Annotated in this window: 18 protein-coding genes, 2 tRNA genes and 1 pseudogene; 12 read left to right on the top strand and 9 right to left on the bottom strand. The window is 71.4% G+C overall.

The window, feature by feature from the left end:
- The 4 genes from AC1DP0_RS08490 to bioB all read right to left on the bottom strand — a co-directional run.
- A partial coding sequence (locus tag AC1DP0_RS08490) for an AAA family ATPase (RefSeq protein WP_478083679.1) occupies positions 1-151 on the bottom strand: 151 nt, incomplete at its 3' end.
- The gene (locus AC1DP0_RS08495) at positions 144-1,445 is read right to left on the bottom strand and encodes an 8-amino-7-oxononanoate synthase (RefSeq protein WP_478083650.1); all 1,302 of its coding nucleotides are present in this window, start codon (positions 1,443-1,445) and stop codon (positions 144-146) included. The genes AC1DP0_RS08495 and AC1DP0_RS08490, both read right to left, overlap by 8 nt.
- Positions 1,442-2,782: an adenosylmethionine--8-amino-7-oxononanoate transaminase gene (gene bioA, locus AC1DP0_RS08500; RefSeq protein WP_478083652.1), complete on the bottom strand. Its 1,341-nt coding sequence runs from the start codon at positions 2,780-2,782 to the stop codon at positions 1,442-1,444. The genes AC1DP0_RS08495 and bioA overlap by 4 nt, the downstream gene beginning before the upstream one ends.
- Positions 2,775-3,851 (bottom strand): biotin synthase BioB, encoded by a 1,077-nt coding sequence (gene bioB / locus AC1DP0_RS08505; protein WP_478083653.1) that lies wholly within the window; start codon positions 3,849-3,851, stop codon positions 2,775-2,777. Before bioB ends, bioA begins: the two co-directional genes overlap by 8 nt.
- Positions 3,852-3,975: 124 nt before the next feature.
- On the opposite strand from bioB, the gene AC1DP0_RS08510 reads away from it, so the two are divergent.
- Entirely contained in the window at positions 3,976-4,533 is a 558-nt protein-coding gene (locus tag AC1DP0_RS08510; protein WP_478083654.1) for a TetR family transcriptional regulator, read from the top strand.
- 227 nt (positions 4,534-4,760) lie between these two features.
- Here AC1DP0_RS08510 and AC1DP0_RS08515 read toward each other — a convergent pair whose 3' ends face one another.
- Complete coding sequence (locus AC1DP0_RS08515) at positions 4,761-5,678, bottom strand: 3-methyladenine DNA glycosylase (RefSeq protein WP_478083655.1); 918 nt, start codon at positions 5,676-5,678, stop codon at positions 4,761-4,763.
- Between the two features lie 106 nt (positions 5,679-5,784).
- Between AC1DP0_RS08515 and AC1DP0_RS08520 the strand changes: the two genes are divergently transcribed.
- From AC1DP0_RS08520 to AC1DP0_RS08555, 8 genes and pseudogenes are all read left to right on the top strand, one after another.
- Positions 5,785-7,365, top strand: coding sequence for a phospholipase D family protein (locus AC1DP0_RS08520; protein ID WP_478083656.1), 1,581 nt, complete (start codon positions 5,785-5,787; stop codon positions 7,363-7,365).
- A 9-nt stretch (positions 7,366-7,374) separates the two neighbouring features.
- Positions 7,375-8,154: a fumarylacetoacetate hydrolase family protein gene (locus tag AC1DP0_RS08525; RefSeq protein WP_478083658.1), complete on the top strand. Its 780-nt coding sequence runs from the start codon at positions 7,375-7,377 to the stop codon at positions 8,152-8,154.
- Between the two features lie 288 nt (positions 8,155-8,442).
- Entirely contained in the window at positions 8,443-9,882 is a 1,440-nt protein-coding gene (gltX, locus tag AC1DP0_RS08530) for a glutamate--tRNA ligase (protein WP_478083683.1), read from the top strand.
- Positions 9,883-9,893: 11 nt separating this feature from the next.
- On the top strand, positions 9,894-10,538 hold the full coding sequence (locus AC1DP0_RS08535; RefSeq protein WP_478083660.1) for a GNAT family N-acetyltransferase: 645 nt from the start codon (positions 9,894-9,896) through the stop codon (positions 10,536-10,538).
- Positions 10,535-11,287, top strand: coding sequence for an HAD family hydrolase (locus AC1DP0_RS08540; protein ID WP_478083662.1), 753 nt, complete (start codon positions 10,535-10,537; stop codon positions 11,285-11,287). Before AC1DP0_RS08535 ends, AC1DP0_RS08540 begins: the two co-directional genes overlap by 4 nt.
- Positions 11,288-11,344: 57 nt before the next feature.
- Positions 11,345-11,416: transfer RNA gene (locus tag AC1DP0_RS08545), tRNA-Gln, on the top strand.
- Between the two features lie 91 nt (positions 11,417-11,507).
- A tRNA-Glu gene (locus tag AC1DP0_RS08550) sits at positions 11,508-11,580 on the top strand.
- Positions 11,581-11,584: 4 nt separating this feature from the next.
- Positions 11,585-11,956: pseudogene (locus AC1DP0_RS08555) on the top strand (alpha/beta-hydrolase family protein); the annotation flags it as partial.
- Positions 11,957-11,992: 36 nt separating this feature from the next.
- Here AC1DP0_RS08555 and AC1DP0_RS08560 read toward each other — a convergent pair.
- The 4 genes from AC1DP0_RS08560 to AC1DP0_RS08575 all read right to left on the bottom strand — a co-directional run bounded on the left by AC1DP0_RS08560 (position 11,993) and on the right by AC1DP0_RS08575 (position 17,193).
- Positions 11,993-14,158 carry a bifunctional lysylphosphatidylglycerol flippase/synthetase MprF gene (locus AC1DP0_RS08560; protein ID WP_478083664.1) on the bottom strand — a complete coding sequence of 722 codons (2,166 nt, stop codon included), beginning with the start codon at positions 14,156-14,158 and terminating at the stop codon, positions 11,993-11,995.
- A 98-nt stretch (positions 14,159-14,256) separates the two neighbouring features.
- Positions 14,257-15,264 carry a glucose-6-phosphate dehydrogenase (coenzyme-F420) gene (fgd, locus tag AC1DP0_RS08565; protein WP_478083666.1) on the bottom strand — a complete coding sequence of 336 codons (1,008 nt, stop codon included), beginning with the start codon at positions 15,262-15,264 and terminating at the stop codon, positions 14,257-14,259.
- Positions 15,265-15,328: 64 nt separating this feature from the next.
- The gene (locus tag AC1DP0_RS08570; RefSeq protein ID WP_478083669.1) at positions 15,329-16,294 is read right to left on the bottom strand and encodes a L,D-transpeptidase family protein; all 966 of its coding nucleotides are present in this window, start codon (positions 16,292-16,294) and stop codon (positions 15,329-15,331) included.
- Positions 16,295-16,440: 146 nt separating this feature from the next.
- The gene (locus AC1DP0_RS08575; RefSeq protein ID WP_020142814.1) at positions 16,441-17,193 is read right to left on the bottom strand and encodes an IclR family transcriptional regulator; all 753 of its coding nucleotides are present in this window, start codon (positions 17,191-17,193) and stop codon (positions 16,441-16,443) included.
- Between the two features lie 152 nt (positions 17,194-17,345).
- On the opposite strand from AC1DP0_RS08575, the gene leuC reads away from it, so the two are divergent.
- The 3 genes from leuC (at position 17,346) to AC1DP0_RS08590 (ending at position 20,442) form a co-directional block, all read left to right on the top strand.
- Positions 17,346-18,791: a 3-isopropylmalate dehydratase large subunit gene (leuC, locus tag AC1DP0_RS08580; protein ID WP_478083671.1), complete on the top strand. Its 1,446-nt coding sequence runs from the start codon at positions 17,346-17,348 to the stop codon at positions 18,789-18,791.
- 3 nt (positions 18,792-18,794) lie between these two features.
- A complete protein-coding gene (leuD, locus tag AC1DP0_RS08585) occupies positions 18,795-19,388 on the top strand; it encodes a 3-isopropylmalate dehydratase small subunit (RefSeq protein ID WP_478083673.1) in 594 nt (197 codons plus the stop codon).
- A 286-nt stretch (positions 19,389-19,674) separates the two neighbouring features.
- The gene (locus AC1DP0_RS08590) at positions 19,675-20,442 is read left to right on the top strand and encodes an HU family DNA-binding protein (RefSeq protein WP_478083676.1); all 768 of its coding nucleotides are present in this window, start codon (positions 19,675-19,677) and stop codon (positions 20,440-20,442) included.
- Positions 20,443-20,487 lie beyond the last annotated feature (45 nt).

Here is a 20,487-nt window from a genome sequence, read left to right on the forward strand (position 1 = left end):
GTGCCACCCCGGTCTGCGTGGGTTTGTATGCCGTCACGCGCAGCCCCGCGGCCAGTGCCGTCGCGACGACCGCCGCCGTCACGACCGTCTTGCCCACGTCGGTGTCGGTGCCCGTGACCAGGACCACCGGGGGCACCTGCGACTCACTCATCGTTGTCACGGGGTGTGGCGGCGCCGAGGGCCGACGGACGCACCACGAGTCCCTGCGGGCCCTCGACGGCCGCGACCGACGGGAGGCCACGGGTGGGGGAGGGAGCGTCCCCTGACCGTGGCCCCTCGACGGTGTCGGGACGCGAGGGGGCTCCGTGCAGCGCGGCTGTGCGAGCGACGATCCGCGCGGCACGGAAGAGGTCCTCACCGTCGAGGTCAGCGCGCGCCGTGACTCGGAGACGCGATGCGCCGTCGGGAACGCTGGGCGGCCGGAAGCATCCCACGAGGACGCCCTGGGCGCGCAGGTCGAGCGCCGCCGCGACCGCACTGTCGGGGGACGGCATCGGCAGCGACTGCACCGCGCCGGCCGCCTGCTCGATCCCGCAGGTCGCCGCGATGGTGCCCGCGTTGGCACGCACCGCTGCCGCGAGCGTCCCGTCGCTCGCCACGATGTCCGCGGCCGTGCACGCGGCAGCGGCCGAGGCCGGCGCGAGCCCCGTGTCGAAGATGAAGCTCCGCGCGGTGTTGACGAGGTGATGGCGCACGGCGGTCGACCCGAGCACGGCGCCGCCCTGTGAGCCGAGGGCCTTCGACAGCGTCGCTGTGACGACCAGGTCGCGGGCGCCGGCGAGGCCGAGCTCGTGGACGAGACCGCGCCCGTGCCCGGCCACCCCGATGCCGTGGGCCTCGTCGACGACGAGCAGGGCGCCATGGCGGTGGCAGACCTCGACGAGGTCGCGCAGGGGCGCGGCATCGCCCAGGACCGAGTAGATCGACTCGACGGCGACGACGACCCTCCGGTCGGGGCGGGCGGCCAGCTCGGCGTCGAGGGCCACCGGGTCGTTGTGCGCGAAGGTGGCGTACGGCACGCGTGCCATGCGAGCGGCGTCGTGCAGCGACGCATGGGCGTGGGCGTCGAGGAGGATCTCAGCCCCGCGACCACTGAATGCGGTCAGCACTCCGAGGTTGGCGGCATACCCGGTGGAGAAGGCGAGCGCGCTCGGTTGCCCGGCCAGCCGGCAGAGGGCGGCCTCGAGGTCCCGGTGCACCGGCAGCGTCCCGGTCACCAGACGGCTGGCGGTCGCCGACGCGCCATAGCGGTCGAGGGCCTCGTGAGCCGCTCCCACGACGCGCTCGTCCCGTGAGAGGCCAAGGTAGTCGTTCGAGGCGAGGTCAAGGGCGTCGCGGGGTCCGTGGCGCCGACCGCCCAGGCGCAGGACGGCGTCGAAGCGTTCCACGCCTCTAGCGGCCCGGAGGTCGGACCGCTCCGCCAGCCAGGTGTCCCAGTCGCTCATCCGTGCACCTCCGCCACCGCGCCGACGATCGCCGCTGCGGTGAGCCGCACGTCCTCGTCGGTGCAGATGTAGGGAGGCATCGCGTAGACGAGGTTCCGGAACGGGCGCACCCAGACGCCACGCTGCAGCGCTGCGCGAGTGACCCGGGCGACGTCGACCGGTGACGCGAGCTGCACGACGCCGACGGCACCCAGGGTGCGCACGTCGACGACCTGGGGGAGGGCCGCTGCCGGAGCGAGGTGTTCGGCGAGCAGGCGGCCGACCCTGGGGACGTGCTCCTTCCACGTGCTGTCGACGAGCTCGACGGAGGCGCTCGCGACCGCACAGGCGAGCGGGTTGGCCATGAAGGTGGGTCCGTGGAGGAGGGCCCGGAACTCGGATCGCGTGATCGCCTCGCCGACTTCCCGTGTCATGAGTACCGCTGCGAGAGACAGGTATCCGCCGGTCAGGGCCTTACCTACGCACATGACGTCCGGGGTGACGTCCGCCCACTCGGAGGCGAACATCCGGCCCGTGCGGCCGAAACCCGTCGCGATCTCGTCGACGACGAGGAGCAGCCCGTGATCGTCGGCCACGTCGCGCAGCAGTCGGAGGCAGTCGGGGTGGTAGACGTGCATGCCGCCCGCCCCCTGGAGCACCGGCTCGACGACGACGGCGGCGAGCTCGTCGCCGTGTGTCGCCGCGAGAGCGCGTACCTCGGCGGCCCAGACCTCGAAGGCCGAACGGTCCGTCTCCCAGTGCTCGTCGCCGTCCGGGGTGGTCACCTGGCGCGCCGCGGGCGGGCGCGGGGCGAAGACCTGGCGGGCCAGGACGCCCGGGAAGGCCGAGTGCATCCCGTCCACGGGATCACACACGCTCATCGCGGCGAACGTGTCGCCGTGGTACCCGCCACGCACGGTGAGGAATCGCTGTCGCTTCGGTCGTCCGCGTGCCGCCTGGTACTGGAGCGAGAGCTTGAGGGCGACCTCGACCGACACCGAGCCGGAGTCGGCGAAGAAGACGTGGGCCATCGGCCCCGGGGACATCGCCGTGAGGCGCTCGGCGAGCCGGACGGCGGGCTCATGGGTCAAGCCGCCGAACATGACGTGGCTGAACCGGTCGACCTGCTCGTGGGCCGCTGCGTCGAGGACGGGGTTGCCGTAGCCGTGGACCGCGCACCACCACGAGGCCATCGCATCGACAGCCTCGAAGCGCTCGCCCTCCGGGGACGTGAGGCTCAGGCGGACGCCCGAGGCGCCCTCGACGGCATACGCCTCGGGTCCGTCGAGGGGCGCGTACGGGTGCCAGACGAGGCCGCGGTCGCGGGCGCCGAGCGGCGAGCCCGACGGGTCAGGCATTGGCGGGGAGACCCGTTCCGGCCCCGCGTCGGCGCTTGGCCGGGTCGTGCGTGGTGACGGCGTCAGGCGTCGGGCGCGTGGCCTCCTCGTCGGCGCCGAGGACGACGAAGCCGTTGTCCCGGATCAGCTCCAGGTCGGCCTCCGCGGCCTGGCCCTCGGACGTGAGGTAGTCGCCGAGGAAGATCGAGTTCGCGACGTGGAGGGCGAGGCCCTGCAGGGAGCGCAGATGCATCTCGCGGCCCCCGGCGATGCGGATCTCTTTGTCGGGGCAGATGATTCGCGCCATGGTGAGGATGCGCAGGCAGCGCCCGGGGGTGAGCTCCCACTTTCCCTCGAGGGGGGTGCCGTCGAAGGGCATGAGGAAGTTCACGGGGATCGAGTCCGAGCCGAGGTCGCGCAGGGCGAGAAGAGCCTCGACGAGCTGCTCGTCGGTCTCGCCCAGGCCGGCGATGAGACCCGAGCACGGCGAGAGGCCGGCGTCCTTGGCCTTGGTGACCGTGTCGACCCGGTCCACGTAGGTGTGGGTCGTGACGATGTCGTCGTGGTGCGACTCGGCGGTGTTCAGATTGTGGTTGTAGGCGTCGACTCCGGCGTCACGGAGCCGCTCCGCCTGACCGTCCTTGAGCAGGCCGAGGCAGGCGCAGACCTCGACGTCGGGGTGCTCCTGCTTGAGCGCACCGACCATGCCGGCCACCCGCTCGACATCCCGGTCGGTGGGACCACGGCCGCTCGAGACCATGCAGATCCGGGTGGCGCCGCCACGGAGCCCGGCGGCGGCCTGCGCGATGGCTTCGTCCGGCTTCAGCCACGTGTACCTGAGGATGTCGGCCTGCGAGCCCAGTCGCTGCGAGCAGTAGTGGCAGTCCTCGGGGCACAGCCCCGACTTGAGGTTGACGAGGTAGTTGACCTTGACGGTGTTGCCGAAGTGCTTGCGGCGCAAGCGGGCTGCAGCGGCGACGGCGGCGAGCAGCTCATCGTCGGTGACGCGCAGGACGTCGAGGGCGTCGTCGGCGGTGGCCGGTGTCCCGGCGAGGACGGCATCGGCGAGATCGTCGAATCGGCGGGTCATGCGGGCTCCTTGCGCGCGGCGTTGAACGCTGTTCAACTTGAACGGTGTTCAGTATGCCGACTCGCTAGGCTCGGCTGTCAACGCGGGTCCACCCGGGCCCGCCTCGTCGAAGTCGGGGGAGCGCATGGCACTCAGTCGTGAGCAGGTCGTCACGACTGCCGTCGACCTCCTGCGTCGCTACGGTCTCGCAGACCTGACGATGCGTCGGCTGGCCCGCGAGCTCGGGGTCGCGCCCGGCGCCCTCTACTGGCACGTCGCGAACAAGCAGGAGCTGCTGGTCGAGGTGGCCGACGTCCTGCTCGCCGAGATCCCCGTCCCGCCACCCGATCAACCGCCCGCGGAGGCGCTCGTCGGCGTGGCCGTGGCCGTCCGTGACGCCCTCGTGCAGGTGCCGGACGGCGCCGATGTCGTCGGCCTTGCGTATGCCGTGGAGCCAGGTGCTGCGCGCCCGCTCCGAGACCTCGCCCGACTCGTCCACGACGCCGGAGCGCCGGCATCCGAACGGGACGAGGTGGCGGCGCTCATCGTGCACCACATCCTCGGATCCGTCGCAGGACAGCAGGATCGAGTGCTGGCGGCAACCGTCGATCATGACCTGCCTGCCCCCGACGCCACGACGGAGTCCAAGGCGTTCGAGGTCGGTCTCTCGGTCATCGTCCGCGGCCTTGCCCGGTCGCACTGACCGTCCCGGACGCGCAAGTGCTGGGCGGTTCAGGCCCCGCCCAGCACCACCCCTGAGAGGGCGGAGGTTTGCCGACGCGCGTGCCTGGACCTTCGCCGACACCCTCCAGAGCGTCCAGCGTCCCGCTTGATACACGCCCCGACCTGAGGACTGCGTCGAGTGCTCAGTTTCCGTCGCGTCCGGTCCGTTGGGAAGTGGGCACTCGAGTGGCGTTGTGTGTCGAGTGCTCAGGTTCCGGCGCGTCCGGCGCGTCGGGAAGTGGGCACTCGACGCGAGGGGGGTGTCGACGTGATGCGGTTGATGGCGTCGACGAGACGGCTGCGCAGCGCCTGCCCGCGGGCGGAGAAGCCGCGCTGGGCGGCGGCATACGCGGCCTTGCCCTCCGGGGTCTCGATGCACACCGGCTCGTAGCCCAGCTCGCGGAGGTCGTAGGGCGCAGCACGCATGTCGAGCGTCCGGATGTCACGCGCCAGCTCGAAGCAGTCCAGGACGAGGTCGCTCGGGACCGCAGGAACCAGCTTGTGCGCCCACTTGTAGAGGTCCATCCCGGCATGGAGGCAGCCCGGCTGCTCGAGCGCCGTCTGGCTCTCACGGGTTGGCGTCAGCGCGTTGAGCGGTGCGGCTTCAGGGGTGAAGAAGCGGTGGGCGTCGAAGTGCGAGCAGGCGATCTGGTGGCTGTCGACCACCGCGTCGGTGCCCGCGGCGCCCAGGCGCAGCGGCCAGCCCGCGTGACGCACGTCGGACGGATCCAGGCGGTAGACCATGGCCCACTCGTGCAGCCCGAAGCAGCCGAACCGTGCCGGCCGCTCGGCCGTGCGCACCAGCAGCTCGCGGACGAAGCGCAGCGTATCGCCGCGCGTTCTCGTGAACGCCTCCACGTCGACGCTGACGACATCCCCGTCGACGGCGTAGAAGCGCCACCCGGGGTAGGGGGAACCGGCCGCTCCGGCGAGGCCCGTTCCCGCCCCCGGGTGCCAGCGACGCAGCTGAGCCGGCTTGAACGAGTAGTAGGTGAAAAGGAAGTCCTCGACCGGGTGCGTGCGGTGGTCGCGACGACGAGCGAGGTGAGCCGCGGTGGCGGAGTCGACGCGCGCCTCGTGCACCGCCGTCCGTTCCCGCCACTCCGGCTCGCCCAGGATCTCCACCCGACGAGGGTAGGCGAGGCGGGAGGTCGGCAGGCAATCGTGCGGCGCGCGACCCGGGGGTCGCACTAGGCCCCCGAGGCCGCCCCCACGGCATACGCTCGGTCCCGTGCTTCCCGCCGACTGGTACCTCACCGCCGACGAGCGGGGCAACCCCTCGACCCTGCTCGACCGACGCCACCCCGACGGACGGTCCTGGACCGAGGGCAACCTCGTGACGCCACTCGTGCACGGGAGGGCCTACTTCGCGGCGCTCGGCGAGCGCGTCTCGCAGATGAGAGAAGGCGACCTGCTCCTCTTCGTCGACTGGCGCGGCGACCCCGACCAGCGACTGACGGGCGAACGCGGCAGCGAGGTCGCCACACTGTTCGCCGACGCGGCACGTCGGGGGGTCGACGTCCGCGGCCTGGTCTGGCGATCCCACTGGGACCGCCTGGCGTTCTCGGCCGGCGAGAACCGTCACCTCGGCGAGGACGTCAACGCCGCCGGCGGCGAGTGCTTGCTCGACATGCGGGTGCGTCTCGGCGGCTCGCACCACCAGAAGTTCGTGGTCCTGCGCCACCCGGGCCGGCCCGAGCTCGACATCGCGTTCCTCGGCGGGATCGACCTGTGCCACAGCCGTCGCGACGACTCCAGCCACGCCGGCGACCCGCAACCACAGACCATGGCGAAGGCCTACGGCCCCCGGCCCCCGTGGCACGACATCCAGCTCGCCCTCACCGGCCCCGTGGTGGGGGACGTGGAGACCGTCTTCCGCGAGCGCTGGGAGGACCCCCAGGCGCTCAGTCGCTCGCCCATCCGCTGGGCCGGCGACGCCATCCGCCGCGACCAGGCCCCTCGTCGCCCACTGCCGCCGCAGCAGCCGGACCCGGCGCCGACGGGTCCGCACCCGGTCCAGCTGTTGCGCACCTACGGTCGACGCCTCGGCGGCTACCCCTTCGCGCCGCGCGGCGAGAGGAGCGTCGCCCGTGCCTACACCAAGGCGTTCGCGAACGCCCGGCGCCTGATCTACGTGGAGGACCAGTACCTCTGGTCCTCCGAGGTGAGCGCACTCCTCGTGGCGGCGCTGCGACGTTCACCCGACCTCCGCCTCGTCGCGGTCCTCCCGCACCAGCCGGACCAGGACGGGACCGTCAGCTACGCCCCGAACCTCGTGAGCCGCGCCCGACTGCTCCACGAGCTGCACGCCGCCGCGCCCGGCCGGGTCGGCGTCTACGGGATCGAGAACGCGGACGGGACACCCGTCTACGTCCACGCCAAGGTCTGCGTCGTCGACGACGAGTGGGTCACCGTGGGCTCGGACAACCTCAACCGGCGGTCATGGACGCACGACTCCGAGGTGTCCGCCGCGGTCGTGCACCCGGAGTTCGCCCGCAGCCTGCGGCACGAGCTCGCACGGGAGCACCTCGACACCGGGAGCGACGTGGCCCTCGAGGACCACTTCGAGGCGTATGCCGCCAGTGCCGAAGCGCTCGCGGCGTGGCACCGGGCGCCCGGKGCCACGCCACGCCCTCCCGGGCGGCTCCGGCCTCCGGCCGCTGGACAGCCCCGAGCAGAGCCGGCTGACCCGCTTGTGGGCCGGTCCGCTCTACCGCCTCGTCTACGACCCGGACGGCCGGCCACTGGACCTGCGGCTGCGACGGACCTTCTGAGGGAACCGCCTCCCGACCCGGGGGCGCGCTCGTCGTAGGGTGGGCGCGTGCGCATCGCGAGGTACACGACCGGGGACGACCCGGCATACGGCATCGTCCAGGGCGACCACGGCAGCGAGGTGATCACGCCGCTGGCCGGCGACCCGCTCTACATCGGCCTCCAGCCGAGCGGGCAGCCGCCCGTGATGCTCGAGGACGCGCGCCTGCTCGCCCCGGTCATCCCGCGTTCCAAGATCGTCGCGATCGGCAAGAACTACGCCGACCACGCCAAGGAGATGGGCGGCGAGGCCCCGGCCGAGCCGATGATGTTCTTCAAGCCCAACACCGCCGTCGTCGGTCCCTTCGACCCCGTCGTCCTCCCGGCCGGCAGCGACGAGATCTCCTACGAGGGCGAGCTCGCCGTCGTCATCAAGACGATCACCAAGGGTGTCAGGGCAGAGAACGCGGCCGAGTGCATCTACGGCTACACCATCGCCAACGACGTCACGGCCCGCGACTGGCAGCGCACCGACGGCCAGTGGGCGCGGGCCAAGGGCTTCGACACGAGCTGCCCGCTCGGCCCCTGGGTCGAGACCGAGCTCGACGCCGCCGACCTCTCGATCCGCACGACGCTCGACGGGGACGTGAAGCAGGACGGCACGACCGCCGACATGATCCACGACGTCGCCACCATCATCGAGTACGCCTCGGCGGCGTTCACGCTGCTGCCCGGCGACGTCATCCTCACGGGCACCCCGGCCGGCGTCGGGCTCGTCGAGGCCGGCCAGCAGGTCACCGTCGAGATCGCCGGCATCGGCTCGCTGACCAACACGTTCGTCAGGCGCTGACGGGGCCGCACCACCGCGTGCATCGACGACGTCGCCCGACCCGCTGGTCGGGCGACGTCGCCGCGTCCCGGCCGCGCCGAGGCGCCCACTAGGCTGGGTCGCACCATGAGCGACAACAGCACCAGCACAGGTATGCCGTCTTCCCCCACCAGCGACGCCGACGTCCTCGAGCAGGTCGAGGTCCGCACCGAGCAGGTCGGGCGCGTCTCGACCTCCGACGGCTCGGGGCCGGTGCGGACGCGTGTCGCGCCGTCACCGACCGGTGACCCGCACGTCGGCACGGCCTACATGTCGCTCTTCAACCTCGCCTTCACCCGTCAGCAGGGCGGCCAGTTCGTCCTGCGCGTCGAGGACACCGACCGCGCGCGCTTCCGCGAGGACAGCGAGGCGCAGCTCTACGACACCCTCGCCTGGCTCGGGCTGCACTGGGACGAGGGCCCGGACCTCGGCGGTCCCTTCGCGCCCTACCGCCAGTCCGAGCGCCTCGAGACCTACCGGCCCTACGTCGAGCGCCTCATCGAGGACGGCCACGCCTACTACTGCTGGTGCTCCACCGAGCGCCTCGCCCAGATGCGTGAGGTCCAGCAGAAGACGAAGCAGCCCACGGGCTACGACCGCCTCTGCGTGGGCAAGACCCGGGAGGAGCGCGCGGCGCTGCCCGGCTTCAGCGAGACGCCGGTCGTGCGCATGCTCGTGCCCGAGGACGTGCCGCTCGTCTTCGACGACGTCATCCGCGGCAAGGTCTCGGCGCCGCGTCCCGACGACCAGGTGATCCTCAAGGCCGACGGGTTCCCGACCTACCACCTCGCCGTCGTCGTCGACGACCACCTCATGGGCATCACCCACGTCGTGCGCGGCGAGGAGTGGATCAGCTCGACGCCGAAGCACATCCTGCTCTACCGCTGGCTCGGTCTCGAGGCGCCGAAGTTCGCGCACATGCCGCTGCTGCGCAACACCGACAAGTCCAAGATCTCCAAGCGCAAGAACCCCGCCGCGCGTCTGACCTGGTTCCGCGAGCAGGGCTACCTTCCCGAGGCGCTCGTGAACTTCCTTGCGCTGCTTGCCTATCCGCCGCAGCAGGACGGTGAGGGCGCTGACGTCGAGGTCTTCACCTTCGAGGACTTCAGCCGCACGTTCGACTGGGCCAAGGTCAACCCGATCGGCCCGATCTTCGACCTGAAGAAGCTCGACTGGCTCAACGGCGTCTACATCCGATCACTCGACGTGGGCGAGTTCGCGAGCCGTCTGCTGCCCTACCTCATCGCCGACGGCATCCTCGGCGAGACGCAGTCACTCGGAGAGCTGGCGCGTCTCAAGGCGGTCGCCGAGCTCATCCAGACGCGGATGGCGCACCTGACCGAGGCCCCCGCGCTCGTCCGTCCCTTCTTCGTCGCCGACGACCAGCTCGTCATCGACGAGGATGCCCGCGGCCAGCTCAAGGACGACGCCCCGGCGGTGCTCGACGCGGCCCTGAAGGTGCTCGGTGACATCGACGACCACGGCGCCGGTGTGCTCGGCACGGGCAGCCCGTGGAACGCGGCCGGCATCGAGGAGGCGCTTCGCGCCGCGATCGTCGACGGGCTCGGCATCAAGCCGCGCTTCGCCTTCGGCCCGCTGCGCACCGCCGTCTCGGGCGCACGCATCTCGCCGCCGCTCTTCGAGTCGATGGAGATCCTCGGCAAGACCTCGACCCTGAACCGACTGCGGTCGCTGCGCGACTCGCTCTGAGGCAGGCGGGGGTGGAGGGCTGGGCCTGGCCGCTGCACGGCATCCGTCTGCGCACGGCCGACCTCGACCTGCAGGTCATGACCGAGGCCGACCTGCCCACGCTCTCGTCGGTCCTGCCCGACGACGTCGGATTGAACCCGCACGCGACGAGGTATGCCGGTCTCGACCGGCGCGCCAATCGCAGCGCGATCATCGCGCAGGCCTACTGGCGCGCCCTCGGCGTGTGGTCTCCCGACGACTGGGCGCTGCCCTTCGTCGTGCGCTCGGGAGGCGAGGTCGTGGGTGCCCAGTGGCTCGAGGGGCCGGACTGGCGCGCCGACCGCACCGTCGACTCCTCGTCGTGGCTCGTCGCCCCGGCACGGGGGAGAGGCCTCGGCAAGCAGATGCGGGCCGCCGTGCTGGCGCTGGCCTTCGGCCGGTTGCGGGCCGACGCGGCGGTCAGCTCGGCCGTCGTCGAGAACCGGTCGTCCCTCGGCGTCTCGCGGGCCCTCGGCTACCGCGACACGCATCGCTCGGTGCTCGAGCACTCGGGGGAGACGCTGCAGCACGTGCGTCTCGGGCGCGCCACCTGGGAGGCGTCGGGCCAGGCCCGCGAGGTCGTCATCGCCGGGGTCTCGCCGGCCCTTCCCCTCTTCGGCATCGAGGAGATCGGATGAGCACCGGGTCACTGCTCGCCGCGCTCGACGGCGCCCACGCACTCCTGCTGGACGTCGACGACACGATCGTCGACACGCAGGAGGCGATGGTGGTGGCCGGCACCGAGGCTGCGGCGGCGATCTGGCCGCACCAAGGGGCGGAGCACCGAGCCATGGCTCAGCGCTACTACGACGACCCCGAGCGGTGGTTCCCGCGCTACGCCTCCGGGGACGTCGCCTTCGACGCCATGCGCGCCGGACGGCTCGCCGAGGTCGCCGGGGCCTTCGGACTCGAGATCCCGAGCGGGGCCCACCGCGCCTTCGAGGAGGCCTACGCGCCGGCCTTCCGCGGTGCCCAGCGGCTCTTCCCCGACGTGCCCGGCCTGCTGGCCGCAGCCGAGGGGCAGGGCTTGCCGGTCGCCCTGCTGACCAACTCGGCCCACGCGCCGACCCGGGTCAAGCTCGAGGCCCTCGACCTCGTCGAGCGGTTCGACGTCGTCGTGACGACCGACACGCTCGGGTTCGGCAAGCCCGACCCCCGCATCTACCTCGAGGCGTGCCGACTCCTGGGTGCCGAGCCCGGCAGGGTGGTCTGCATCGGTGACAACGTCGAGTGGGACGTCCTCGGCGCACAGGCGGCGGGACTGCGTGCCGTGTGGCTCGACCGTACGGGACGCGGGACCCCCGAGCCGGTCACGTCGGTGCGTGGGCTGGACGAGGTCGCTGCGGTGCTCGACCGCCGATTTGGGCCACCGGGCACGGACCGGTAGTATTCCCATTCGGTTCACCCCGTACCGGTCGCGAGGCCGGCTCGAAGTGAAACCCCTTGGGGTATGGTGTAATTGGCAACACTACGGTTTCTGGTTCCGTCATTCTAGGTTCGAGTCCTGGTACCCCAGCTCTGGTTCACGGCAACGTGAGCCGATTCGGAGAAATCCACCCTTCACGGTAAGGTTTCTTCTCGTGCCGAGTTCGCTCGGCACCGCTCACGGCCCCGTTGTGTAGCGGCCTAGCACGCCGCCCTCTCAAGGCGGTAGCGCGGGTTCGAATCCCGTCGGGGCTACGTGATGCTCGAGAGAGCGACAGAMGACCCCGGTCCCACGGACCGGGGTCTTCTGTCATGCCCGGGATGCCCCATCCTGGCGCGGCCCACTGGTCGACGCTGCCCCGTCGAGCCGCCCCAAGCTCTACCTCTACGGGCTCTCGCTCGATCCCTCGGGGTCGGGAGCCAGGACTGGGGGCAGACCCGCCTCGTCTACCAGCAGCACGCCAGTGACCCCATCGTCTTGTTCTCGCCGAGCCTGGCGTTCTGGGCCGAGTGGCTCAAGGACGCGGAGCGGGGTCCTGACGTGTCGGCCCGGATGGGGTGGTTCCCCCTCGTGACGATGTGGCAGGTCCTGCTCGACCTGCCGGGCGCCGCCCGACTGGACGCCCGAGAAGACGGCCACGCTCGCGTCCGTGCTCGAGAAGCGGCCCTACAAGGTCACGTGATCCTCGTCCCTGCGGGACTGGAGTCCGGCCCGGACCAGGTCCCGGAGGGACGCGTCGGGCAGGTAGGCGGACGTCAGGGCCAATCCGACACGGGGCAGCGCGGCCTCGTCGGAGAAGACGAGGTGGACCGGTTCGTGCCTCGGGCGGAACTTCCGCTTGAAGCTGTCGAGCGAGCGGAAGCCGTAGAGCGGCTCCATGGCCTCGCCGAGCTGGTCGAGGAGGCGCTCGAGCGCGGCCCGCTCCGCCGTGCCGCCGCCCGAGTGGGCCAGCGGTGCGCCGGAGAGGGAGACGAGGGCCGCCCCCTGCTCGCGGAACGACAGGCAGGCGCTCGCGATGAGGAACTCGGTGACGGGCCCGAACCCGTCCGGGAGGCGGCGCATGACGTCCAGGGTCCAGCCGGCGACCTTGCCGCCGGCCGAGTAGACCGGCAGCMACGACGTGACGCCGTGGACCGTCACGTCGGCGTCGACGGCCAACCCGACCATCGTGTCGGGGTCGAGGGCCTCGTCGATGCCACCCAGCGTGAAGCCCATCTCCGGCAGGCCCTTGTCGGAGACCCACAGCTCGGAGATGGCACGAACCTGCGAGAGCAGCCCGCGGGGCATCTCCGCGAGGTGACCCTCTCGATAGGCGATCCCGTCCTTCGTGGCGCGGTTGAGGGCGGTGCGCACGCTCTGCCACGACTTGCCCTTGAACTCCAGACCGGGCAGGTCGATGATCGCCTCCTCGGCGACGAGCACGTCGCGCCGGCCGTGCCCACGTCCCCAGTCCGCGACCTCCTGCGTGACCGAGAAGAAGCACACCTCGAGGCCGTGCGTCTCCTGTTCGTCGACGAACGCCTGGAGCACGGCAGCGCGCGTTTCCGTGTCGGCCCCGATCGGGTCGCCGAGAGCGATGGCCGTGCCCCGGTGCACCTGGAAGGCGACATAGCCGAGGGCGGCACCCTCGCGGTCGCGGTGGATGAACCAGTGGTTGTCGGGCCACGTGCCCATCCACGACATCGTGGACCCGCCGTGCGTCTTGAGCAGGCTGATCGCGGTCCCACGGTCGCCGGCCCCGGTGGCGAGGTCGGCGCGGCGGCGTCGGCTCGAACGCGCCTGGAACGCCGAGCGGCCGAGTACGAGCACAGCGAGCTGCACCGCAGTGATCCCGAGGCTGACGACGAGCTCAGGCAGCGACGACACGGCGTCACCGCCCGCGTTGAGCTGTTCGGGTGCGACGACCTCGACCAYGATGAGCAGGGCCTGGGCCACGAAGGAGAGCGCGGCGATCCCTCCCGCGAGGAACCACACCCGTCGGGAGCCACGCCGCAGGCCGTTGGCGAGCAGGAGCGAGATGGCCGCGCTGACGAGGACGCCCAGCGCGTCCGTGTCGTCGGTCGACGCCCCGAGCGGGCCGTCGGACGGCGTGAAGTAGAGCAGGATCTGGATGACCGCGCTGGTCACGTAGAAGGCGGATGACACGACCCGCCACTCGTGCCGGCTGAAACGGGGAGGGGCGAGTGACGGCTTGCTTCCGACGAGGAGCGGCCCCAGGGCCAGCCCGCCCATGACGGCGATCGCGTGCTCCAGGTCCCAGAGCAGCCCGACGTAGAGCAGCGCGATCACGGCATACAGGGCGAGGGCGGCACGGACCCGGCCGCGCCAGGGTGGTCGGAGCGTGACGCTCGCGGCGGCGGCCGCGCCCAGGACTCCCGCGCTGAAGCCGACGTCGAGGACGGCGGCCGTGCGGTCCGCCCAGCTCCAGCCGGTGCGCGACAGGACGAGCAGGACCAGCGAGGCGCCGAGCACTCCGAGGAGGTGGCAGGCGACGGCCGCGATCGTGACCCTGCGGCTGCCGAGGCGCAGCTCGGACCATCCCAGGAGCAGGAGCGCGCCGCCGGCGATCGGGAGGTACTGCGCCGGCACGAGCGCGAAGAACGCCCCGCTCACCGGCGTCCACCAGCGTCCCTCCTGCAGGGCGGGGAGGCCGTAGGCGACGACGGGGAGCAGCTCGCGGTCCTTGAGCGGCGACCACAGCGACTGCGTCACCACGCCCAGGACGACCATGACCGACACCAAGGCGACGGTGACGGGCACCTGCCGGACCAGACGGGACAACCGGGCCACCGTCGTCTCGTCCGCGGCTTTTCCGATGACCCCTGTCGCCATCCCTCCCGCCCCTACGCGTCGGTGGTCGACCACACCCCTGCCCTGGATGCTAGTGGCCAGGCGTCCCCAGCGGCCCCAGTTGCCCGCAACGGGAGGCGTCAGGTCAGCTCGCGCAGGCCCGGCAGCACGTCGGCGGAGAACTGCTCGAGGAACCGTGCCTGGTCGTGGCCCGGCGCGTGGAAGACGACATGGTTGAAACCCCAGTCGACGTACTGCCGCACCGCCTCGACCGCTGAGGCAGGGTCGCTCGTGACGATCCAGCGCTTGGCGATCTCCTCGTCGGACAGCTCGTCGGCGAGTCGCTCCATCTCGACCGGGTCGTCGACGCCGTGCTTCTGCTCGGCCGTCAGCGACAGGGGGGCCCAGAAGCGCACGTTGTGCAGGGCCTGCTCGGGATCCCGGTCGTACGACAGCTTGATCTCGATCATCCGGTCGAGGTCGTCGCGGGTGCGCCCCGACTTGGCCAGGCCCTCGTCGACGGCGGGCAGCAGCTTGTCCTCGTAGAGCTCGCGGCCCTTCCCGGAGGTGCAGATAAACCCGTCACCCGACCGGCCGGCATACCGCGCGACGAGGGGGCCGCCCGCGGCGACGTAGACGGGGATCGGCTGCTCGGGGCGGTCGTACACCGTGGCGGCATGCGTKCGGTAGTAGTCGCCCTCGAAGTCGACACGCTCCTCGGTCCACAGCTTCCGCATCAGCGTCACGGCCTCGCGCAGCCGGGCGAACCGCTCCTTGAACTCCGGCCACGGCGAGCCGGCGGCGCCGACGGCGACCTCGTTGAGCGCCTCGCCGGTGCCGATGCCGAGCACGATGCGGCCGGGGTTGAGGGCGCCGAGCGTGCCGAACGCCTGTGCCACGACGGCCGGGTTGTAGCGGAAGGTCGGCGTCATGACGGACGTGCCGAGCTGGATGCGCTCGGTCCGCTCGCCGACGGCCGCGAGCCAGCTCATGGCGAACGGCGCGTGCCCCTGCTGGTGGCGCCAGGGCTGGAAGTGGTCGGAGATGAAGACCGAGTCGAGCCCGACCTGCTCGGCCTGCGCGGCATACGTGACGAGGTCGCGTGGGCCGAACTGCTCCGCGGACGCCTTCCAACCAACCTTGAGCACACTGACTCCTTCGGGCCGTGGGGGAGTGGTCCCGCCAGCCTACGGCCGGGCGCTCAGCAGCCCGTCACCAGTGGACGACGACCTTGTCGCCGATGCGCACCTCGTCGTAGAGCCGGACCAGCAGGGCCTTGTCGCGCACGTTGATGCAGCCGTGCGAGGCCCCGGCGTAGCCGAGCCGGGCGAAGTTCGAGGAGTAGTGGACCGCCTGGCCACCGGAGAAGAACATGGAGTACGGCATGGGCGTGTGGTAGAGGTTCGAGATGACGTCGACCTGCTTGTGGTAGACGGGGAAGACGCCCTCGCGCGTGGGCAGCTCGTCGCTGCCGAAGCGGACGTCGAAGCCGTACTGCGGCACGCCGTCGACGACCCAGGTGAGCATCCTCGTCGTCTTGCTGACGCACATGACCCGACCCGTCATGCAGCGCTCGTCGAGGTCCCAGGCGGTCGTCGTGGGCTGGGGTTGCGCCGGCTTCGGCACGACGTTGGCGAGCTCGTCGCTCGTGGGCACGCGCGTCATGGAGACGAGCCTGTCCCAGGTGGGCTCGTCGACGGTGCCGGTGGCCGTGAAGCCGCGCCTGGCCTGGAAGCCGTGCACCGCGGCGGTGGTCGTCGACCCGTAGCGGTCGCCGACGTCGCCCTGGAACCAGCCGATCTGACGCAGCCGTGCCTGCAGGGAACGCACCTTCGGGCCGGAGTCGCCGGCGCGCAGCACGATCACGGCCGGCGCCACCGGCTTCGTCGGAGCCGGGGGTCTGGTTGTGACGGTGGGACTGGGTGTCGCGGCCGGCGTGGTCACCGCTCGTGTCGTGGGCGGTGTCGACGAAGGCACCTCTGCGGGGGTCTCGCTCGTCGTCACCGCGGGAGCGCTGGTGCCCCCGGCTGGACTGGTCGCGCCGACGTGCGTGGCGGGGGCGCCGACGTTCTGGTCCGGGGTGCAGGCCGTCGTCGCGACGACCATGGCGATGGCGCCGGCCAGGGCGAGCGCCCGGCGCACCCCGGCGGTGCGGAACGGTGAGCTGGCTGCCTGCATCGTGACCCCTTGTCTGAAACGCGACGGTGCCGTGCGTCGTTGCACTGCACTGAGAGTGACGCGACGTCCCGGTCAATGGTTGGCCGGGCGGGGGTGCTGATACAGATCGTGACCGATCCGTTGTGCGGCGGCGGTCAAGCGGGGGTTCAGGCGTTGTGCTGCTGCTGTTGCTGCTGCTGCATCGCGTGGTGGCGGCGCAGCACCTCCGTGAGCTTGTTGGCACCGGCGACGACCGTGGCGGCGTGGAGGCGACCGGGCTGGCGGGACAGGCGCTCGATCGGGCCCGAGATGGACACGGCGGCGACGACCCGTCCCGACGGTCCGCGCACCGGGGCAGACACCGACGCGACGCCGGCCTCGCGCTCGGCGACGCTCTGGGCCCAGCCGCGGCGCCGGACCCCGGACAGTGCCGTGGCCGTGAACGCCGCGCCCTGCAGGCCCCGGTGCAGGCGGTCCGGCTCCTCCCAGGCCAGCAGGACCTGGGCGGCAGACCCCGCGAGCATCGACAGCGTCGCGCCGACGGGGATCGAGTCCCGCAGACCCACGGGCCGCTCGGCGGCCGCGACGCAGATGCGCTGGTCGCCCTGGCGGCGGAAGAGCTGGGCGCTCTCGTTCGTGTGGTCCCGCAGCGCGCCGAGGACCGGCCCGGCTGCGGCGAGCAGGCGGTCCTCGCCGGCAGCGGAGGCGAGCTCGCCGAGGCGCGGGCCGAGCACGAAGCGTCCCTGCATGTCGCGTGAGACGAGGCGGTGGTGCTCGAGGGCGACGGCCAGACGGTGGGCCGTCGGTCGGGCGAGTCCGGTGGCGCCGACGAGCTGGGCGAGGGTGGCCGGGCCGGCCTCGAGGGCGCCGAGCACGGTGGCGGCCTTGTCGAGAACGCCGACTCCTGAAGAGTTGTCCATGCACTGATATTGACGTCTCAGGCACTGAGACGTCAATCCATGGCACGCACAAAGAGTTCAGTCTTGCCGAAGAGCGATGTCGCGACCGGGTCCTCGATGGCGCGCGCGCTCGAGCACCGGAACGTCGCCGCGGAGGGAAGTCAGAGGAAGCCATGGCAGGGACACTGGCCGAGAAGGTCTGGGACGCACACGTCGTACGTCGCGCCGAGGGGGAGCCTGATCTCCTCTACATCGACCTCCACCTCCTCCACGAGGTGACGAGTCCCCAGGCGTTCGACGGCCTCCGTCTCGCAGGCCGCCCCGTCCGGCGTCCGGACCTGACGCTCGCGACCGAGGACCACAACGTCCCCACGACGCCCGGTCCCATCACCGACCCCGTGTCGAAGGTCCAGGTCGAGACCCTGCGCCGCAACTGCGATGAGTTCGGCGTCCGCCTCTACCCGATGGGCGACGCCGACCAGGGCATCGTCCATGTCGTCGGTCCGCAGCTCGGCCTGACGCAGCCGGGCATGACCGTGGTCTGCGGGGACAGCCACACCTCCACCCACGGCGCCTTCGGGGCGCTCGCCTTCGGCATCGGCACGTCCGAGGTGGAGCACGTGCTCGCCACGCAGACGCTGCCGCTCAAGCCCTTCCGCACCCTTGCCGTCAACGTGCGGGGCACCGTCCCCGACGGTGTCACGGCCAAGGACATCGTCCTGGCCGTGATCGCCAAGATCGGCACCGGCGGGGGCCAGGGCTACGTCATCGAGTACCGCGGCGAGGCGATCGAGGCGCTGTCGATGGAGGCCCGGATGACCGTCTGCAACATGTCCATCGAGGCCGGGGCGCGCGCCGGGATGATCGCGCCCGACCAGACGACCTTCGACTACCTCCGGGGGCGTCCGCACGCGCCGACCGGCGCCGACTGGGACGCTGCGGTGGCCGAGTGGACCGCGCTTCGCAGTGACGACGACGCCGTCTTCGACGCCGAGGTCGACCTCGACGCAGCCGAGCTCACTCCCTTCGTCACGTGGGGCACCAATCCCGGACAAGGGCTGCCGCTGTCGGCCGCCGTGCCGGATCCCGAGGAGTACGCCGACGAGAGCGACCGCCTCGCCGCCGCGAACGCCCTCGCCTACATGGGCCTCGAGCCGGGAACGCCGCTGCGGGACATCAAGGTCGACACCGTCTTCGTCGGTTCGTGCACCAACGGCCGCATCGAGGACCTGCGCGCCGCCGCCGCAGTCGTCCAGGGCCACCGCGTCGCGGACGGCGTGCGCATGCTCGTCGTCCCCGGGTCGGCGAAGGTGCGTCTGCAGGCCGAGTCCGAGGGTCTCGACAGGGTCTTCGCCGCAGCCGGCGCCGAGTGGCGCCTTCCCGGCTGTTCGATGTGCCTGGGCATGAACCCCGACACCCTCGCCCCCGGTGAGCGCAGCGCGTCGACGTCCAACCGCAACTTCGAGGGCCGCCAGGGCAAGGGCGGCCGCACCCACCTCGTCAGCCCGCTCGTCGCAGCCGCCACCGCCGTCCGCGGCACGCTGTCGAGCCCTGCCGACCTCGACGACCGACCCCAGTCGCCGGGCGAGCTGGCGTCCGCGACGACCGGAGAGGCCTGAGCCATGGAGAAGTTCGAGACCCACACGGGCATCGGTGTCCCACTGCGCCGCGGCAACGTCGACACCGACCAGATCATCCCTGCGGAGTACCTCAAGCGCGTGACGCGTACCGGCTTCGAGGACGGCCTCTTCGCCGCCTGGCGCAAGGACGAGTCCTTCGTCCTCAACAACCCGGTGTATGCCGACGGCTCGGTTCTCGTCGCCGGCCCCGACTTCGGCACGGGCTCGAGCCGAGAGCACGCCGTGTGGGCCCTGATGAACTGGGGTTTCCGGGTCGTCATCAGCTCGCGGTTCGCCGACATCTTCCGCGGCAACAGCGGCAAGCAGGGGCTGCTCACCGCGATCGTCGCGCAGGACGACGTCGAGCTGATCTGGAAGTACCTCGAGAACAACCCCGGTGCCGAGATCACGGTCGACCTCGTCGCCCGGACGGTCCACGCCGGCGAGATCGTGGCCCCCTTCGAGATCGACGACTACACCCGCTGGCGGCTGCTCGAGGGCCTCGACGACATCGGACTCACCCTGCGACACGAGGATCTTGTCGCTGATTTCGAGGCGCGCCGCCCGAGCCACAAGCCGGTGACCAGCCCCGCCTGACCAACCGTCGGCGGGACGGTGTCCTGAACCAGAAGAGAGAATGGATTCCCTTGCGTTGCAAGGGGATCCGTTCTTTTGTGCGGCTGAGTCAGGCGTGACAGCAGGACGTTGAGTCCGCCAGAGCATCCGTCCGGAACCCGTCAAAGTCCTTGCGACACAACGAAAAACCCATCGAAGGGTGATGGACGTGCTCCCCGACTCGGCCTAACGTCAGGAGGTAGCCGGACCGGTTCCGGACTCACATCGTCGGGTCGCCTGACACCGACAGTCCTCTGGAGGGGAAGACGTGAACAAGGCAGAACTGATCGACGCGCTCGAGGCGAAGCTCGGGAGCAAGAAGGTCGCATCCGACGCGCTGGAGGCGTTCCTCGACGTCGTCATCCGGGAGGTCGCGCGGGGTGGCAAGGTCGGCATCACCGGTTTCGGCACCTTCGAGCGCGCCGACCGCGCCGCGCGCACGGGCCGCAACCCGAAGACCGGGGCGACGGTGAAGATCAAGAAGACCCGCGTCCCCAAGTTCCGTTCGGGCACGAACTTCAAGGAGGTCGTCTCCGGCGCCAAGAAGCTCTCCAAGACCGAGTCGGCCGCATCGCGGGCCTCCGCCGGGTCCACGGCCGCCGCCGCGCCGGCCAAGAAGACGACGGCCAAGCGGACGGCCACCAAGGCCGCCCCGACCAAGGCGGCAGCCAAGCGGACCACGGCGACGTCCAAGACCGCGACGTCGAAGGCCGCTGCCACGAAGGCTGCTCCGGCCAAGCGCGCGACGGCGACCAAGGCTGCAGGGTCCGGTGCGGCGGCTCGGAAGACGACGACGAAGGCAGCCACGGCCAAAGCGACCGCCAAGCGGACGACGGCGACGTCGAAGGCGGCCACGGCCTCACGCGCCGCCACGACGAAGGCGACTCCGGCCAAGCGCGCGACGGCGACCAAGGCGGCTTCCGCCGGCGCCACCAAGAAGGCAGCGACGACCAGGACGGCCGCTGCGACCAGGACGGCCGCTGCGAAGAAGACGACGGCTCGCAAGACCACCGCGAAGAAGACCGCCTCCAGGTGATGACAGCACGGCGCCCGAAGCCGGGCCGCCGGTGAGTGACGTGGG

It is taken from the genome of Terrabacter sp. P5_B1, assembly GCF_056400505.1.

Excerpts from the sequence above, each read along its gene's own strand:
- AC1DP0_RS08495 (WP_478083650.1), bottom strand. The coding sequence starts at position 1,445 with ATGAGCGACTGGGACACCTGGCTGGCGGAGCGGTCCGACCTCCGGGCC.
- bioA (WP_478083652.1), bottom strand. The coding sequence starts at position 2,782 with ATGCCTGACCCGTCGGGCTCGCCGCTCGGCGCCCGCGACCGCGGCCTC.
- bioB (WP_478083653.1), bottom strand. The coding sequence starts at position 3,851 with ATGACCCGCCGATTCGACGATCTCGCCGATGCCGTCCTCGCCGGGACA.
- AC1DP0_RS08510 (WP_478083654.1), top strand. The coding sequence starts at position 3,976 with ATGGCACTCAGTCGTGAGCAGGTCGTCACGACTGCCGTCGACCTCCTG.
- gltX (WP_478083683.1), top strand. The coding sequence starts at position 8,443 with ATGTCGCTCTTCAACCTCGCCTTCACCCGTCAGCAGGGCGGCCAGTTC.
- AC1DP0_RS08540 (WP_478083662.1), top strand. The coding sequence starts at position 10,535 with ATGAGCACCGGGTCACTGCTCGCCGCGCTCGACGGCGCCCACGCACTC.
- AC1DP0_RS08570 (WP_478083669.1), bottom strand. The coding sequence starts at position 16,294 with ATGCAGGCAGCCAGCTCACCGTTCCGCACCGCCGGGGTGCGCCGGGCG.
- AC1DP0_RS08575 (WP_020142814.1), bottom strand. The coding sequence starts at position 17,193 with ATGGACAACTCTTCAGGAGTCGGCGTTCTCGACAAGGCCGCCACCGTG.
- leuC (WP_478083671.1), top strand. The coding sequence starts at position 17,346 with ATGGCAGGGACACTGGCCGAGAAGGTCTGGGACGCACACGTCGTACGT.
- leuD (WP_478083673.1), top strand. The coding sequence starts at position 18,795 with ATGGAGAAGTTCGAGACCCACACGGGCATCGGTGTCCCACTGCGCCGC.